The 17,122-nt window shown below is 41.0% G+C and carries 14 protein-coding genes; 10 read left to right on the top strand and 4 right to left on the bottom strand.

The window, feature by feature from the left end:
* Positions 1-3 precede the first annotated feature (3 nt).
* Positions 4-138 carry a 50S ribosomal protein L34 gene (rpmH, locus tag I6L31_RS10965; RefSeq protein WP_000831329.1) on the bottom strand — a complete coding sequence of 45 codons (135 nt, stop codon included), beginning with the start codon at positions 136-138 and terminating at the stop codon, positions 4-6.
* 663 nt (positions 139-801) lie between these two features.
* Between rpmH and dnaA the strand changes: the two genes are divergently transcribed.
* From dnaA to gyrB, 4 genes are all read left to right on the top strand, one after another.
* Positions 802-2,196 (top strand): chromosomal replication initiator protein DnaA, encoded by a 1,395-nt coding sequence (gene dnaA, locus I6L31_RS10970; RefSeq protein ID WP_004986203.1) that lies wholly within the window; start codon positions 802-804, stop codon positions 2,194-2,196.
* 91 nt (positions 2,197-2,287) lie between these two features.
* Positions 2,288-3,436: a DNA polymerase III subunit beta gene (dnaN, locus tag I6L31_RS10975; protein ID WP_005005420.1), complete on the top strand. Its 1,149-nt coding sequence runs from the start codon at positions 2,288-2,290 to the stop codon at positions 3,434-3,436.
* A 15-nt stretch (positions 3,437-3,451) separates the two neighbouring features.
* On the top strand, positions 3,452-4,534 hold the full coding sequence (gene recF, locus I6L31_RS10980) for a DNA replication/repair protein RecF (protein WP_005005417.1): 1,083 nt from the start codon (positions 3,452-3,454) through the stop codon (positions 4,532-4,534).
* Positions 4,535-4,580: 46 nt separating this feature from the next.
* Positions 4,581-7,049 carry a DNA topoisomerase (ATP-hydrolyzing) subunit B gene (gyrB, locus tag I6L31_RS10985; RefSeq protein ID WP_005005415.1) on the top strand — a complete coding sequence of 823 codons (2,469 nt, stop codon included), beginning with the start codon at positions 4,581-4,583 and terminating at the stop codon, positions 7,047-7,049.
* Positions 7,050-7,123: 74 nt separating this feature from the next.
* Here the strand turns inward: gyrB and I6L31_RS10990 are convergent, their stop codons facing one another.
* Together I6L31_RS10990 and I6L31_RS10995 are read right to left on the bottom strand one after the other, a co-directional pair.
* Complete coding sequence (locus I6L31_RS10990) at positions 7,124-7,360, bottom strand: DUF2171 domain-containing protein (RefSeq protein WP_004986196.1); 237 nt, start codon at positions 7,358-7,360, stop codon at positions 7,124-7,126.
* A 386-nt stretch (positions 7,361-7,746) separates the two neighbouring features.
* Positions 7,747-9,681: an ATP-binding cassette domain-containing protein gene (locus I6L31_RS10995; protein ID WP_005005409.1), complete on the bottom strand. Its 1,935-nt coding sequence runs from the start codon at positions 9,679-9,681 to the stop codon at positions 7,747-7,749.
* Positions 9,682-9,991: 310 nt separating this feature from the next.
* Between I6L31_RS10995 and I6L31_RS11000 the strand changes: the two genes are divergently transcribed.
* From I6L31_RS11000 to erpA, 4 genes are all read left to right on the top strand, one after another.
* Entirely contained in the window at positions 9,992-10,951 is a 960-nt protein-coding gene (locus I6L31_RS11000; RefSeq protein WP_370684968.1) for a putative solute-binding protein, read from the top strand.
* A gap of 266 nt (positions 10,952-11,217) precedes the next feature.
* Positions 11,218-12,222, top strand: a complete 1,005-nt coding sequence (locus I6L31_RS11005) for a putative solute-binding protein (protein ID WP_004986192.1) — start codon at positions 11,218-11,220, stop codon at positions 12,220-12,222.
* Positions 12,223-12,513: 291 nt separating this feature from the next.
* The gene (locus I6L31_RS11010; RefSeq protein ID WP_004986189.1) at positions 12,514-13,518 is read left to right on the top strand and encodes a putative solute-binding protein; all 1,005 of its coding nucleotides are present in this window, start codon (positions 12,514-12,516) and stop codon (positions 13,516-13,518) included.
* A gap of 120 nt (positions 13,519-13,638) precedes the next feature.
* Positions 13,639-13,974 carry an iron-sulfur cluster insertion protein ErpA gene (erpA, locus tag I6L31_RS11015; RefSeq protein WP_005005404.1) on the top strand — a complete coding sequence of 112 codons (336 nt, stop codon included), beginning with the start codon at positions 13,639-13,641 and terminating at the stop codon, positions 13,972-13,974.
* 70 nt (positions 13,975-14,044) lie between these two features.
* On the opposite strand, the gene I6L31_RS11020 is transcribed toward erpA, so the two are convergent.
* On the bottom strand, positions 14,045-15,175 hold the full coding sequence (locus I6L31_RS11020; RefSeq protein ID WP_004986183.1) for an anhydro-N-acetylmuramic acid kinase: 1,131 nt from the start codon (positions 15,173-15,175) through the stop codon (positions 14,045-14,047).
* Between the two features lie 61 nt (positions 15,176-15,236).
* On the opposite strand from I6L31_RS11020, the gene tyrS reads away from it, so the two are divergent.
* Both tyrS and I6L31_RS11030 read left to right on the top strand, forming a co-directional pair.
* The gene (gene tyrS / locus I6L31_RS11025) at positions 15,237-16,469 is read left to right on the top strand and encodes a tyrosine--tRNA ligase (protein ID WP_171065002.1); all 1,233 of its coding nucleotides are present in this window, start codon (positions 15,237-15,239) and stop codon (positions 16,467-16,469) included.
* A 386-nt stretch (positions 16,470-16,855) separates the two neighbouring features.
* The gene (locus I6L31_RS11030) at positions 16,856-17,119 is read left to right on the top strand and encodes a hypothetical protein (protein WP_004986177.1); all 264 of its coding nucleotides are present in this window, start codon (positions 16,856-16,858) and stop codon (positions 17,117-17,119) included.
* The last annotated feature ends 3 nt before the right edge of the window (positions 17,120-17,122 follow it).

The raw sequence follows: 17,122 nt of genomic DNA on the forward strand, positions 1-17,122 counted from the left end.
AAATTAAACAGTTAGGCTATGACGACCTTTAGCACGACGGCGAGCCAATACTTGACGACCAGCTTTAGTTGCCATACGAGCGCGGAAACCATGAACACGTTTACGTTTTAGTTCAGAGGGCTGAAAAGTACGTTTCATATCGAAACTCCCAAAATATGATCTTTCTGTAAAGGTTCGCGATTTTATGGTGCAACGACCCTACTGTCAATGAAAAATCAAAAAGTTTACATTTTATTCAGTATTTTTTGAAAACCCTTAGATTTATTCTGCCTTTCCCTAGAAATAAGCCTACAAATTTTATACACAATCTAATCTATTAAATTTATTCTTGTTTTTTATATACCCACAGCTTATTCTCATGTTTATCAACAAGCTTAGGATGGATTTGGTCATTGCGTTGCACATTTGAATTTAAATTCATAAATCGCTAAATTATCCACAGCGAGTGAGCCACTATTAAATAAATTCAAATTTTAAAATTTAAATTTATTCTTATTAGGGCGCGTTTTTTCTGTGGAAAGTGATAATTTAAATTTAAAAAACAGTTTGTTGAGTTGTGAATAACTGTGTTTTTATAAAACTTATAAATTGTGGATAACTCATCTTATAAAACTATCCCCAGCTTATGGTGAAACTTATCCACAAGTGCTTTGAATTTAAATTTAAAGCGCGAAAGGATTCTTTTTGAACAAACATGATGGTTTCGTTCATGACAGATGTGGATAACTTGGTTAGAATGGCGACCCTTTCTGTTGGAAGGGTAGTTTATTTTTTGAATTTAAAAAGAGATAGGGGAATCACATGCTGTGGACAGACTGCTTAAATCGCTTGCGACAAGAGCTCTCTGATAATGTCTTTGCGATGTGGATCCGCCCTCTGGTTGCTGAGGAAGCGGAGGATACCTTACGTTTATATGCGCCAAATCCATATTGGACACGTTATATTCAGGAACATCATCTGGAATTGATCTCTATTCTGGCGGAGCAGTTATCAGAAGGTCGTGTTCGTCAGGTGGATATTTTAGTGGATTCACGTCCTGGCGCGATTTTATCCCCAACGGAACAGCCAGCAACCACTACAGCTGCCTTAAATACGGTGGCAGCACCGACTCGAGTAAAAAAAGAAGTTGCTGAGGTAGCATCGACAGCCACAGCTAAAAATTTAAATTCAAAAAAACGCTTACTCAATCCTTTATTTACTTTTTCACTTTTTGTTGAAGGTCGTTCTAACCAAATGGCGGCTGAAACCTGTCGCAAGGTTTTAACCCAACTGGGAGCTTCGCAGCATAATCCCTTATTTTTATATGGACCGACAGGTTTAGGTAAAACGCACTTAATGCAAGCAGTTGGCAATGCGTTATTACAAGCCAAGCCCAATGCGCGGGTCATGTATATGACTGCCGAAAGTTTTGTTCAGGATTTTGTCTCTTCTTTACAAAAAGGCAAAGTCGAAGAATTTAAGAAAAATTGCCGTTCATTAGATTTATTGTTAGTTGATGATATTCATTTGTTGGCAGGTAAAGAAGCCAGTCTGGTTGAGTTCTTTTATACGTTTAATGCCTTGTTGGATGAATCCAAGCAAATTATTCTCACTTCAGATCGCTATCCAAAAGAATTAACGGAACTTGATCCACGTTTGGTTTCGCGTTTTTCGTGGGGACTTTCTGTGGGTGTTGAACCACCAGATATCGAAACCCGTATCGAAATTTTACTGAAAAAAGCTGAAAACAGTGGCGTTGATTTGCCGCGTAATTGCGCTTTATTCATTGCCCAGCAAGTGGTGGCCAATGTACGTGAACTTGAAGGCGCTTTAAACAAAGTGGTGGCGATTGCCCGTTTTAAGGGATCGCAAATTGATTTAGATGTGGTTCGAGAATCATTAAAAGATGTGCTAGCCATTCGCGCGCGAACCATTAGTGTCGAAAATATTCAGCGCGTGGTCAGTGAATATTTCCGTATTCCACTAAAAGAGTTGATCGGGCCAAAACGTACTCGTATTTATGCGCGACCAAGACAATTGGCGATGGGCTTGGCACGTGAGCTTACAGGTGATAGTTTTCCTGAAATTGGCATGGCTTTTGGTGGGCGTGACCATAGTACGGTCATGCATGCCTGTGAAAAAGTACAAAGTTTAAAAGATGAAGATCCGATCTTTAATGAAGACTATAAAAACTTGTTGCGCTTACTGCAAAGTTAAGCATCAGGGCAGTTGCAAAGTCGTATCAACTCCCGCATAGTACACTGCTAAAAAATGAAATAATGGCTTTCAGTTGTTAGAGGAATGAATTGTGCGTTTGAAAATCGCTAAAGAAAGTTTAGTCAATGTGCTGTCTCATGTTGTAGGTGCGGTGGAGCGTCGTCATACCTTAAATATTCTTTCAAACGTTAAAATTCAGGCGACTGATCAGGCTTTGACCATTACTGGTTCTGATCTGGAAGTAGAGCTGGTAGCCAGTACGACGTTGGCTGAGGGTGCTTGTTGGCAATCTGGCGAAACGACCGTGCCTGCACGTAAATTGATGGATATCTGCAAATCATTGCCTACAGCGGCATTGATTGATCTGCAAATTACAGAAGACCAGCGTTGTATTTTAAAATCAGGCAATAGTCGTTTTGTGCTAGGGACCTTACCTGCAGAAGATTATCCTTTGCTGAATACTGAAAATAGTCAGGGCACACAGGTTCAGGTCACGCAGCGTGAACTTAAACGTTTGTTTGAAAAAACAGCCTTTGCGATGGCAGTTCAGGATGTGCGTTTTTATCTGACTGGAACTTTACTGGAAATTGATGAAAATCAACTTCGTGCAGTGACGACCGATGGTCATCGTTTAGCTTTGTGTGAAGTTTTGGCTTCATCCAATGCAACGCAACTGGTTCAAGCTATTGTACCGCGTAAAGCCGTGGGCGAATTACAGCGTTTACTGAGTATCGAAGATGAGCAATTACGGTTATTGATTGGACGAGAATTGCTCAATGTGACGATTACCACCCCAAGTCGTGATAAAGAACAGGGTGATATTACTGTTCGTTTTACCACCAAGTTGATTGATGGTAAATTCCCAGATTATCGCCGTGTGATTCCACGTGGTGGCGATAAACTGGCTCAAATTGCGCATGATGTGTTTAAGCAGTCTTTGCAACGGGTCGCGATTCTGAGTAATGAAAAATTACGTGGTGTATTTTTAAACTTCAATCCTGATGTATTACAGCTACGTGCCAATAACCCTGAACAGGATGAGGCGATTGAAGATTTGGCCATTCAATATCAAAATACCTCAATGGAAATGTCATTCAATGCGCAATATCTACTGGATGTATTGAATGTGTTGGATGGTGATGATGTCAGTATGACCATGACTGAAGCCAATCAATCCGTGTTGGTACAGGATCCGACACATACCGATCAAACTTATGTTGTGATGCCAATGCGTGTCTAAAGAACTGATCCGATTATGCATATAACACGTTTAAATATCGAGCGTGTGCGCAATTTAAAAACGGTTGCACTGTCTGGGTTGCAACCGTTTAATGTTTTTTATGGCGCCAATGGTTCGGGCAAAACCTCAGTGCTTGAAGCCATCCATCTACTTTCGACTGGACGTTCTTTTCGAACTTATACGCCCAAGCATTATATTCAGCATGGCGCACAAGACGCGATTGTATTTGCTCAATCTGCCGTTGAAAAAGTGGGAATGCGTAAACTTGCTACAGGCGAGCAATTGATTAAGGTAAATGGTGATCCTGTGGCGACGCAGGGACAATTGGCCAAACTGTTGCCCTTACAACATATCGACCCACAAAGTACCGATATTTTGGATCATGGTGCCAAACCACGCCGACAAATGTTGGATTGGCTCATGTTTCACGTGGAACCTGAGTTTTATGCCACTTGGCAGCAATATTCCAGAGCGCTGAAACAACGGAATAGCTTGCTGAAACATTCTCGCCAGATTTCACTGACAGAGTTGGAACCATGGAACAAACTTCTGGCAGTTTATGGCGAGATGTTGCATAACCAGCGCTCATTGATGATTGAGCAATGGCAGGTTTTTTTGCAACAGGATCTACAGCAATTGTTACCTGAGCTGCGTATTGAATTGGATTATCAGGCGGGTTTTCACCAAGAGCATGGATTGTTCAATGATCTGATTCAATATCATGCCAAAGATGTTGAACGGCGATATACCGAATATGGTCCTCATCGTGCCGATTTGCGTTTAAAAACGCCGTTGGGCGATGCAGATGATGTGCTATCACGCGGGCAAAAAAAGCTCCTGATGATGGCTTTAAAACTATCACAGATTGCAATGTTACATGCGAGTAATAAGGAAACTGTGGTATTATTAGATGATTTGACAGCAGAATTAGACCATGCCGCACAGCGGCGATTAATTGAACGATTAAGCCAGTTAGGTAGTCAGGTTTTTATGACCACTTTAGATCAACAAGCGGTACAACATCACCTACAGGATCTGGCTGTATCTTATCAATTGTTCAACGTGGAACATGGTCAGGTTCGGGCTGTCCCCATTTGATTTTTTCCCCACTGGGGATTGATCCATAATTTGCTAGGGAGAAACCATGAGTTCAGAGTCTCAATCTGCCTCTCCAACAGAACAATCAAACGAAAAGGCATATGATTCCTCTAGTATCAAGGTATTACGTGGTTTGGATGCAGTGCGTAAGCGTCCAGGCATGTATATTGGTGATACAGATGATGGGACAGGCTTGCACCACATGGTTTTTGAGGTGGTCGATAATGCAATCGATGAAGCCTTGGCAGGGCATTGTGATGAGATTATTGTCACGATTCATGAAGATGAATCGGTCAGTGTTTCAGATAATGGTCGTGGTATCCCAACTGATATTCATCCAGAAGAGGGTGTATCTGCTGCGGAAGTCATTCTGACCATTCTACATGCGGGTGGTAAGTTTGATGACAACAGCTATAAGGTTTCAGGTGGTCTGCATGGTGTGGGGGTGTCTGTGGTCAACGCACTCTCCAGCAAATTGCAACTGACGATTCATCGTGCGGGTCAAATCCATGAGCAGGAATATCATCATGGTGATCCACAATACAAATTGCGTGTGGTCGGCGAAACGGATAGCACAGGGACGACAGTACGTTTCTGGCCAAGTGAATTGACTTTTAGTCAAACCATTTTTCATGTGGAGATTTTGGCGCGTCGTTTGCGTGAACTTTCATTCTTAAATGCGGGTGTGAAGATTATTTTACGTGATGAACGGATTAATCTGGAACACATTTATAACTATGAAGGTGGTTTGTCTGAGTTTGTAAAATACATTAACGAAGGCAAAACTCATCTGAATGACATCTTTCACTTTACCGTAGATGCTGATAACGGCATTGGTGTTGAAGTGGCATTGCAGTGGAATGATAGCTATCAGGAAAATGTACGCTGCTTTACCAATAATATTCCGCAAAAAGATGGTGGAACGCACTTGGCTGGTTTCCGTGCGGCATTGACCCGTGGCTTGAACAGCTACATGGAAAATGAAAGCTTACTGAAAAAAGAAAAAATTGCCGTTACGGGTGATGATGCGCGTGAAGGTTTAACCGCGATTATTTCAGTCAAAGTGCCAGATCCGAAGTTTTCTTCACAAACCAAAGAAAAATTGGTGTCGAGTGAAGTCAAACCTGCGGTTGAACAGGCGATGAATAAAGAATTTTCAGCCTATTTGCTGGAAAATCCTCAGGCAGCCAAATCGATTGCAGGCAAGATTATCGATGCCGCGCGTGCGCGTGATGCGGCGCGTAAAGCCCGTGAAATGACACGCCGTAAGAGTGCGCTGGATATTGCAGGTTTACCAGGTAAATTGGCCGATTGTCAGGAAAAAGATCCAGCATTGTCTGAACTGTATCTGGTCGAGGGTGACTCTGCGGGTGGTAGTGCCAAGCAAGGACGTAACCGTAAAATGCAGGCGATTTTACCGCTGAAAGGTAAAATTCTGAACGTGGAACGTGCGCGTTTTGACAAGATGATTTCCAGTCAGGAAGTTGGCACCCTAATTACCGCACTCGGCTGTGGTATTGGGCGTGAAGAATATAACCCTGATAAATTGCGTTACCATAAAATCATCATCATGACCGATGCGGATGTCGATGGTTCACATATCCGAACTTTACTGTTGACCTTCTTCTTCCGTCAAATGCCTGAGTTGGTCGAGCGCGGTCATATTTATATCGCTCAACCACCGCTGTATAAGTTGAAAAAAGGTAAACAAGAGCTGTATATCAAGGATAATGAGGCCCTGGAAAGCTTCTTAATATCCAATGCCATTGATGATCTAGAGTTGCATATTAGTGCCGATGCCCCTGCAATCAATGGTGAAGCTCTGGCAAAAGTCATCGAAGATTATCAAGTTTCGCAAAAAAGCTTACAGCGTCTAACTCAGCGTTATCCTGCAAGTTTGCTTGATGCTTTGTTGGAGGTTGAGCCGTTTAAGGCAGATCAAAGTCAGGATCGCCCTTATGTGGAACAATGGTCTGAACAGTTACGTGCAACCATTGAAAAATTACAGCCAAGTTTACGCCCAGAAATTAGTCTGGAGAGTTTTGAGCGTGAAACTCCAACAGGTGAAAAGTCGATTCATTGCTGGCCACGTGTGACGGTTTATGTGCATAACTTGCCGCATCACTATCTCTTAGATGCTGGTTTGCTCAATTCGGCTGAATATGCGCGTTTACTGAAAAATTCCAAGAGCTGGTTTCATTTATTGGAAGAAGGCGCGTATTTGCAAAAAGGTGAGCGCAAGATTAATGTGAATAATTTCCATCAAGTTTGGCAGCAAATCTTGCAGGATTCGCGCCGTGGAATGATGATCCAGCGTTATAAAGGTTTGGGTGAAATGAATGCTGAGCAGCTTTGGGAAACGACCATGGATCCTGAAAATCGAAATATGCTGCAAGTAACCATTGATGATGCGATTGAAGCTGATCGTATGTTTAGTTGCTTAATGGGTGATGATGTTGAACCACGTCGCGCGTTTATTGAAGAAAATGCATTAAATGCTGATATTGATGCTTAATCCATAAAAAAACAGGCGCGTAAAGCGCCTGTTTTTTGAATTTCCCTATTCTATTCAACGTCCTGTATCTAGGGTTATTGCCACTGTTGGAACACTTGATCTGCTGTTTTATTGAGTACTACCTGATTACCCTGAATCTGTTGTACCCATTGAGTTGGAATATAATGATGCTGACCATTTGCAGATTGATCATTTTTAGCCAATTTGATCTTGTCCTGACCATCTAAATGATCGACTGTACCGACATGTTGATGATCTGAACCGACGACTTCGGCATGTTGTTGAATATCTTGTACATTGATAGTTGCCATGAGTATTGTCCCTCATATTTTTCATGATGTTTCATGTTATTGACTTGATCTTTGTATCAAGCAGGCAAGTCATTAAATCAAACTTAAAACAGCATCAGTGCTGTGCCTTAACATCCAGCCTAAGGGTTTTTTTAAACAGGTGTGCAGTGCTTATGTAAGCCTTTATAGCGATTTCATCAAAAGATCAAGCTTTGCTGGTGAGGTCTGTTAATTTATATTTTTATTTAAAATCAAGGAATTAATTTTTTTATAAAGTAAAAATTTAATAAAAAGAGAACGCTATATTTTTTAAAAGACTGAAAAAAATAGTCGACTTGTAAGATTAGGCAAATGAATGTGTCGGGCTGTAAAGCTACAGCCCAATATTTAAATGCTCAGAGAATATCTTAATCAAAAGAACTTTCCAGCTCTTCCAATTGCATCATGAGTTCCAAAAGTTGCTCTTCCGCTTGTTCTAGTTTTTGTTTCAGATCAGTTTGTTCATTCATGAGTTTAAGCAGATCATCCTTACGATTTGCCTCATAGAGTGAGCTATCTGCAAGTAATGTTTCAATGGCAACTAAACGTGATTGAAATTTTTCGATCTGAGTTTCGCATTTTTCAATATTCTTACGAATCGGTCGGGTTTGTTCACGACGTTGCGCAGCTTCTTTACGTAAGGCTTCTTTATCCAGTTTCGAGGTTGTAGGTGGGGCAGTCACTTCTGAAATCACCGGGGCAGCAGGTTGCTGGCCTTTTTTGATCATGTCGTTACGTGCCTGACGTAGCCAGTTGGCATAATCATTGAGGTCACCATCAAAACTTTGACTATGACCATTGTGAACTAGAATCAACTCATCACAGACGCTGGCAATTAACTGCCGTTCATGTGAAACCAGCACCACCGCGCCTTCAAAATCTTGCAAGGCCATGGTTAAGGCATGGCGCATATCCAGATCTAAATGGTTGGTCGGTTCATCCAAAATCAGCACATTCGGACGCTGCCAGACAATCAGTGCCAATGCCAAACGCGCCCGTTCGCCCCCAGAAAAGCTTTCACTTGGCGTGTCCATGCGTTCGCCACTAAAGCCAAAGCTGCCTAAAAAGGCACGTAGAGTCGCGTCACTGATTTTTTTATCGGCAATACGTGATAGTTGCAGCATCGGGCTGGCATTGCCATCTAGTGCATCCATCTGATGCTGGGCAAAGTAACCAATATTGAGTAATTCTGAGGCGTAGCGTTGCCCCTGAATCAATGGAAGATCACCCACTAAAGATTTAATTAAGGTGGATTTTCCAGCACCATTCATCCCCAATAAACCGATTCGACTGCTTGGCGTGATTTGTAAATTAACATTGGTCACAATCAGTTTGCTTGCATAGCCAATATCAGCGTGTTCTAAAGCCAAAAGTGGTGAACTCATTTTACTTGGTTCACGAAAACTAAAGGTAAACGGCGTATCCACATGCGCAGGTGCTAGCTCTTGCATTCTTTCCAGTTGTTTAATTCGACTTTGCGCCTGACGTGCTTTGGTGGCTTGTGCTTTGAATCGATCAATATATTTTTGTAAATGTGCGCGAGTTTCTTGCTGTTTTTCAAACGCTTGTTGTTGTTGTGCTAAACGTTCGGCACGGGTAGTTTCAAAGGTGGAATAATTGCCTGTATATAGCGTTAGTTCCTGATTTTCAATATGTAAAATATGATCGGTAATTGCATCTAAAAAATCACGGTCATGTGAAATCAGGACTAATGTGCCTTCATAGCTATTGAGCCAGTCTTCCAGCCATAAAATCGCATCTAAATCCAAATGGTTAGTCGGTTCATCCAACAACAGTAAATCTGAACGACTCATCAAGGTTCTTGCCAGATTCAGGCGCATCCGCCAACCCCCTGAGAAACTGGATACGTCCAGTTGAGATTGGTGTTCAAAAAAACCCAGACCTGCCATTAATTGTGAAGCTTTGGCTGAGGCAGAATAGCCATTAATTTCATCAAATCGACTATACAGATGCGCCAATTCATCATTGCTGAGTTGTTCTGGATGTTCAAGCTGATGCTGAATTGTCCAGTACTCTTCATCTCCTGATAGCACAAAATCAATCGCCTTCATGTCTAAGGCTTTAATTTCTTGTGCCATGTGAGCCACAGTCCATACATTTGGACGGCTTAAGCTGCCACTATCTGCTTCCATTCCCCCCAATAATGCAGAAAATAAAGTGGATTTTCCTGCACCATTGACGCCAGTCAACCCAATTTTCCAACCTGGATGCAGTTGCATCGATGCTTTTTGAAATAAAACACGTCCGCCGCGGCGAATTGAAAACTGGTCAAGCTGAATCATGGAAATGAACACGCTACATCATAAAGAAAGGCGACCATTTTAAAGGGATATGCAAAATAAGACAAAGTTTTAGTCAGTGTTATCTATTTTACAGAAACTTGAATTGTGTCGAAAAAATGATGCATTTCGTCAGAAAACTGGCAGGATTTACGCTTTTTTAGAGCTAAAGCTCTATTTTTGATTGAGTCAGGCTTAAGATAATGAGTATAGTAATCAATAGAGAACAAAAACTAAGCAAAAAAGTCGGATAAGGAATGCGATGATGAATAAAGGACTTTCGATACTGGGGGCGACCGTGTTGTCTGGATGGATGACAACCGCTCATGCTCAAATTAATGTCTGTGCTTTTGATTTATTGGGAAAAGCAGGTGACTCCTACAAAATGTTAGAGGAATGGGCGCTAGCGGCCAAAGCATGGAATGCAGATATTAATCTCATACCGCGTCAGGATGAAGCCCAAGCAGAAAAAGATTTTCGCGAAGGCAAGTGCGATGCTGTTTATATAACTTCCATGCGTGCACGTCCTTACAATAAATTTGCAGGCTCAGTTGATGCGCTAGGTGCAGTCCCGAATAATTCTATCGCGCAAAAGGCAATTACTTATGTTTTGGATAAACGCAATAATCATCGATTAACGACAACGATCGAAGGCGATAAATATGAGGTCGCAGGAATTGTCCAGATTGGACAGGCCTATTTATTTGTACGTGATCGTAATGTTAATAATCTGGAACGTGCCAAGGGTAAAAAAATTGCAATCCTGCATTATGATGAAGCCCAGAAAATTATGAGTCAGCGTGTTGGTGCGGTTCCTGTCGCATCTGATATTTCAAATTTTGTAGCTAGATTTAACAGTGGACAAGTGGATGTTGTGCCTGCACCAGCGTACGCTTATAAACCGTTAGAAATTCAAAAAGGTTTGGGCAGTACTGGTGCGATGATCAACTTTCCTGTTGCCAACATTACTGCTGACCTGATTATTCGACAAAACAAATTTCCCAATAATTTTGGTCAACAATCCAGAAATTGGTTTCTTAATCAGTTACCAAAAAACTTTGCCATGGTACGACGTTTAGAAGCGGGTATTCCTGATAAATATAAAATTAACTTATCCAATGAAGATAAAATAAAATATCAAAGACTCTTACGCGATGGACGTATCGATTTGGCGAAACAAGGAATTTATGATCCAAATATGCTGACAGTACTTAAACGGGCGCGCTGTACAGTAGAGCGTACCAATTTTGAATGTTCATTAGGCGGAGAATAAACAAAAAATCTTAAAATGACCTAAAGAGTTTTCTTTTTCGATTAAAAAAATAAATTTTAAGAAAACTCTTTATCTTTTAATATTTTATTTATATATCTTTAATTGAATTTTACTAAAAATAAGAAATCATTCACGATTTTGTACAATAAATATTCATTTTTCCACAAAAAATGGAGTAAATACTCTATTTTTTTTTAAATAACCCGATTAATATTTGCCGTGTAAGGATACTCCTAACTGGAAATTATGTACAAAGGAACAACAATATGAAAAAAATTGCATTCGCTCTGGCCGCTACCACTTTAGCTGGTGTTTCGGTAACAGCTCAAGCTGCAACAGTATGTGTATTCGATTTGCTAGGGAAATCAGGCGAGTCGTATAAAATGATGGAAGAATGGGCATTGGCAGCCAAAGGCTGGGGTGCTGACATTACGTTGGTTCCGCGTCAGGACGAAGCTGTTGCAGACAATGATTTTAAAGCAGGTAAATGTGATGCAGTAACCATGACTGCAATGCGTGCTCGTCAATACAATAAATTTGCTGGTTCAATCGACTCTTTGGGTGGTGTACCTAATAACCAGATTGCGCAACGTGCGATTACTTATGTGTTAGATGCACGTAACGCTGCAAAATTAACTTCGAATCTTGGTGGTAAAAAATACGAAGTTGCAGGGATTGCACCATTAGGTTCAGCCTTTATTTTTGTACGTGACAAGAGCATTAACTCGGTAGAAAAAGCAGCGGGTAAAAAGTTTGCGGTATTGGGGTATGACGATGCGCAAAAAATCATGGTTCAACGTGTAGGTGCACAAGCTGTTTTATCTGATATTTCTAACTTTGCTGCAAAATTTAACAATGGTCAGGTTGATATGGTGGGTGCGCCAGCCTACGCCTACAAGCCACTTGAGTTAAATAAAGGTTTGGGTACCAATGGTGCAATGATGAACTTCCCGGTTTTGCACGTTACTGCTGATTTGGTAATTCGTCCAGAAAAATTCCCTGCTGATTTTGGTCAAAAATCACGTGATTGGTTTGTGAAGCAATTACCAAAGAGCTTTGCAATGATCAACCGTCTTGAAGCGCAAATTCCTGCGAAATACAAGATGAACTTGACACCAGAAGACAAATTAAAATATCAAAAACTGCTGCGTGATGGTCGTATCGATTTAACTAAACGTGGTGTGTACGATGCTGGTATGATGTCTGTACTGAAAAAAGCGCGCTGTTCAGTAGATAAAGCCAATTTTGAATGTTCGATGGCTGGCGAATAATATTGATTTTGCTAAAAAACTCGGAATAATTTCCGAGTTTTTTTATTTCTAAAACACTGTCAGTTCAGCCATTGATACGGTGTATAAAGTTGATAATCTAAAATTAAACAATAACTTCACATGGATCAGTGATCACGAAGACTTAAACTGAAACCTAAAGGGGTTTAGATACGTGATTTACTCGATATGTGAAATTATCGGTTGAACGGGATTGAAACATGATCAGGTGCTGGAGTGCATCTGTAGGATCAGCAAACAAAAACAACAACGCTCATAATGGAAGGTAAATATATGAAATGGTCAAAAACTCTCGCAGTGACAGCTGGATTATTGGCGGCATCTATGGGAGTACAAGCAAAACAAACCATTTGTGTTTTTGACTTGGTTGGAAAAAATGGCGATGTCTATAGTGTAATGAAAGACTATCAATTGGCCGCCAAAAACTGGGGCGCGGATATCGAGCTTAAAGTCAGTCAAAATGAAAGTGTGATTGCGGATGATTTTAAAGCAGGTAAATGTGATGGCGTCAGTATCACAGGCTTACGCGGTCGACAGTTCAATGCATTTACGGGTTCTTTAGACGCCATTGGCGCCATTCCTGATTTAAAACTTGCAGTGAAGATCATGCAAGGTCTTTCAAGTCCTACATTTGCCAAATATATGACTCAAGGTCAATATGAAGTGGTGGGTGTCATTCCAATTGGTGATGCGTATTTGCTGGTCAATGACCGCAATATCAATACGGTTGCCAAAGCCGCAGGTAAGAAAATTGCCGTTTTAGATTACGACGAAGCACAAAAAATTATGGTTCAACAAATTGGTGCGCAAGCAGTGAGTGCGGATGTCACTAATTTTGGTGCAAAATTTAATAACCATCAGGTGGATATCATTGGTGCACCTGCCGCCGCCTTTAAAGCACTTGAGCTACATAAAGGTTTAGGTACAAAGGGTGCAATTGTAAATTATCCTATTTTACAGGTCACAGGTAACCTGATTATTCGTCCTGATAAATTCCCTGCGGGATTTGGTCAAAAATCACGTGATTGGGTTAAGACCCAGTTGCCGCGTTCTTTTACTATTTTAGGTAAAATGAAAGCGGATATTCCTCAAAAGTACTGGATGGATGTCCCTGAAGCAGACAAACCTGGCTATCAAAAGTTGATGCGTGAATCGCGTATAAACCTGACCAAAAAAGGCATTTACGATAAACGCATGATGAAACTATTGTGGCAATTCCGTTGTAAGGAAAATCCGAAAAACTTTGAATGCGCGTTGCAGGATGAAAATTATAAATAATCCTGATACAAATAGTCTGAATAAAGTTTAAACTTCCAGAACTGACCATATATTGTGTATGTTATACTGTATATGGTCTTGTTCTTTATAAGACGTCAGATTTAGGTTGAGGACCCCATCATGAATGCCCAAGCTCTTGTTATCTCAGATAATGCTGCCAAAAAAGTGCGCCAACTCCGTGACAGCGAAGGGAATCAGGATTTAATGTTACGTGTTTACGTGACGGGTGGTGGTTGTTCTGGTTTTTCTTACGGTTTTAATTTTGCTGAAAGTGCCAATGAAGATGATGCCAAGTTTGAAAATGGTGATGTCATCATGTTGGTCGATTCTTTAAGCTATCAATATCTGGTTGGTTCAGTAGTAGACTATCTTGAAGGTTTGGAAGGTTCACGTTTTGTGGTACAAAATCCAAATGCAACCACGACTTGTGGTTGTGGTTCTTCATTTTCGATCTAAAATTTGATGCATAAAAAAATCCCCAATAGGGGATTTTTTAGTTAGAAAGGTCTCAAAGGATCATGCCTTTCTAAACACAGGTCATGGTTCCTAATACCCGAAATCCTTCTGCACCAGTGACTGACGGCAAGTTACCGCTTTGCTGCGTCATAAAACGCATGGCCAGCCATGCAAACGCCGTAGCTTCAACCCATGTCGGCGATAATCCAAGCACACTGGTACTCTGCACCGACCAATTATGTTTGCGCAAACGCCAGCGTAGTTGTTCCAGTAAATGTGAATTATAAGCACCGCCCCCACAAACATAGACTTCACCTGTATCCAGATCAGAGCGATAAATAGCTTTTTTAATCGCGCGTGTGGTGAGTTTAAGCAAGGTTGCCTGTACATTTTCAGGGGTATCTTCTAACTCGTCATATTCCAGTTCATCATTACGCCAGTCAGCAAGTTGATCATCCAGCCAGTCGATATTAAAGTCTTCACGGCCCGTACTTTTTGGCGGCTCTTTGGAAAAAAATTCATGCGCTTGCAAGCGTTCTAATAATCCTCGAATAGGATGGCCATAGGCTGCCCAATTGCCATTTTCGTCATAAGGATGACCTGTATAACGTTCGCACCATGCATCCATTAAAATATTTGCAGGTCCTGTATCAAAACCATAAACATCCTCTGGACGACCTGCGGGAAGCAGACTGACATTGGCAATGCCGCCTAAGTTTAAAATCACCCGATGAATACTGGAATGTTGAAAAATGGCCTGATGAAATGCAGGAACCAAGGGCGCACCTTGCCCGCCAGCGGCCATATCACGACGCCTAAAATCTGAAATTACAGGAATTTTTGTAATTTCTGTAATGATATTCGGATCGCCAATTTGCAAGGTAAAGCCATGTTCAGGACGATGGCGAATGGTTTGTCCATGTGAACCGATAGCTTTGATTTGACTGCGATCTAAATGGTTTTTTTCAATCAGCTCATTAATCCCATGACCAATCAACTTCGCTAGGGTGACATCAGCTTTACCCATGCGATCAATTTCATTATCGTCCGGCAAGGTCAGCGCCATCAGCTCATCACGTAACTCAGGTTCAAAAGGAATGGTTAAAGTGGCATGAAGATGTAAAGGATCAAATGAAGCAGCAACCAAATCGACCCCATCCATGCTGGTACCGGTCATTACCCCAATATAGATCGATGTCATGATTAACTTCGCCTGCAATCTGCTGAAAAAGTGTTAGTATATCGCACAAATTGAATAACTGATGTGTTTAGGTTTTGTGATGTCAAATTTCTTGCCTGCTGAAGAACAGCTTGCCCTCATTCAACGAGGCACTCATGAAATTATCTCTGTAGAGGATCTGCTCAAGAAACTCAAGGAAAATCGTCCTTTAAAAATTAAGGCAGGTTTTGATCCAACTGCGCCAGATTTACATTTTGGCCATACCGTATTGATTAATAAGCTTAAAACCTTTCAGGATCTTGGGCATGAAGTGACCTTCTTGATTGGTGACTATACGGCTATGATTGGCGATCCAACGGGTAAAAGTGCGACACGTCCGCCGTTAACCCGTGAACAGGTCGAAGCCAATGCCAAAACTTATCAGGAACAGGTTTTTAAAATTCTTGATCCCAATAAAACCAAAGTGCGTTTTAACTCCGAATGGTTTAATCAAAGATCTGCGGCAGATTTGATTCAATTGGCCAGTCAGCAAACGGTTTCACGGATGTTGGAACGTGATGATTTCACCAAGCGCTATAACAGCCATCAGCCGATTGCGATTCACGAATTTTTATATCCACTGGTTCAAGGCTACGATTCAATTGCACTTGAAGCAGATGTGGAGCTTGGCGGAACAGACCAAACTTTCAACTTGCTGATGGGTCGTACCTTACAAAGCCGTTATGGGCAAGAATCACAAGTGTGTATTACGGTGCCTATTCTTGAAGGTTTGGATGGCGTCAACAAAATGTCTAAATCATTAGGCAATTATATTGGCGTATTTGATGCACCCGGTGCGATGTATCAAAAAGTCCTATCGATGCCTGACACTTTGATTGAGCGTTATTTCGAATTACTCAGCTTTAAATCCATGGATGAGGTTCAGGCTCTGCTCAAAGAAATGGCTGACGGTCGTAATCCGCAAGAGCTGAAAAAGATTCTGGCGATTGAGTTGGTGGAGCGTTTTCATGGCGCGGAAGCCGCCGCCAATGCGCATAAAGGTGCGGGTAATATCATTACTGAAGGTGAAATTCCAGAAGATACACCAGAAGTGACGATATCTCGTGGAGAATTTGGAGGAGAAATTTTTATTGCCTCTATTCTTCGCTTGGCAGGACTCACCAAAAATGCAGCTCAAGCCAAAGATGCGGTTGCTCGTAGCGCCGTGAAAGTAGACTGGAACGTGGTCGATGCCAATTTCTCTGTCAAAGAAAATCAGACCTACATTATACAAGCAGGCAAAAAAGCCATAGCTCGAGTCACTTTCATTGACTAACACCTACTAAAATTTTGTGATATTTCTAAAGCAGACCTCGTGTCTGCTTTTTCTTTATATTCCAATTCAAGCTTTGTTAAATTATGAATATGAGCTGTACAACTATGGTGAGTATCACTTTGTTTATCCGCATAAATACATAAAATAAGTCAAACAAACAGTAAAATGATCACAATCGCATTCTTTTGGGAAAAGGCAAATAAATCCTGTACAACAGAAAAAACTACGGTATAAATAGATTAAACAAAAAATTCATGACATGTTGAAGTTTAAGGAGAGCGTCCTCGCGAACCATTATAGATAAACCCGCATTCATCAGTAAAAATGATATTTACCTAATAGAAACTACATCTTAGTAGATAAAAACAACGAGAGGAGAGCTATCCATGGGATTTGATCAACAACACCTCAACTGGCTTATCACTTTTTTATTTGACACAGATCCTAGTGCTATTGAAGAAGAACAGTATTTATTAGCGCATTATTATCTAGATAAATTAGATGTTGTTGAAAATTACCAATTATCAAGCATGGTCATGTCCAGATTACCTTATCGAGCAAAACTATTTTTCTTTGGGGAAAGTTATATAGGAAGACAGCAAATGATTCGAGAAGTGATTGATGTACGCGGTAATTACCATATTCACTGAAGA

It is taken from the genome of Acinetobacter septicus, from assembly GCF_019355975.1.
Classification (GTDB): domain Bacteria; phylum Pseudomonadota; class Gammaproteobacteria; order Pseudomonadales; family Moraxellaceae; genus Acinetobacter; species Acinetobacter ursingii.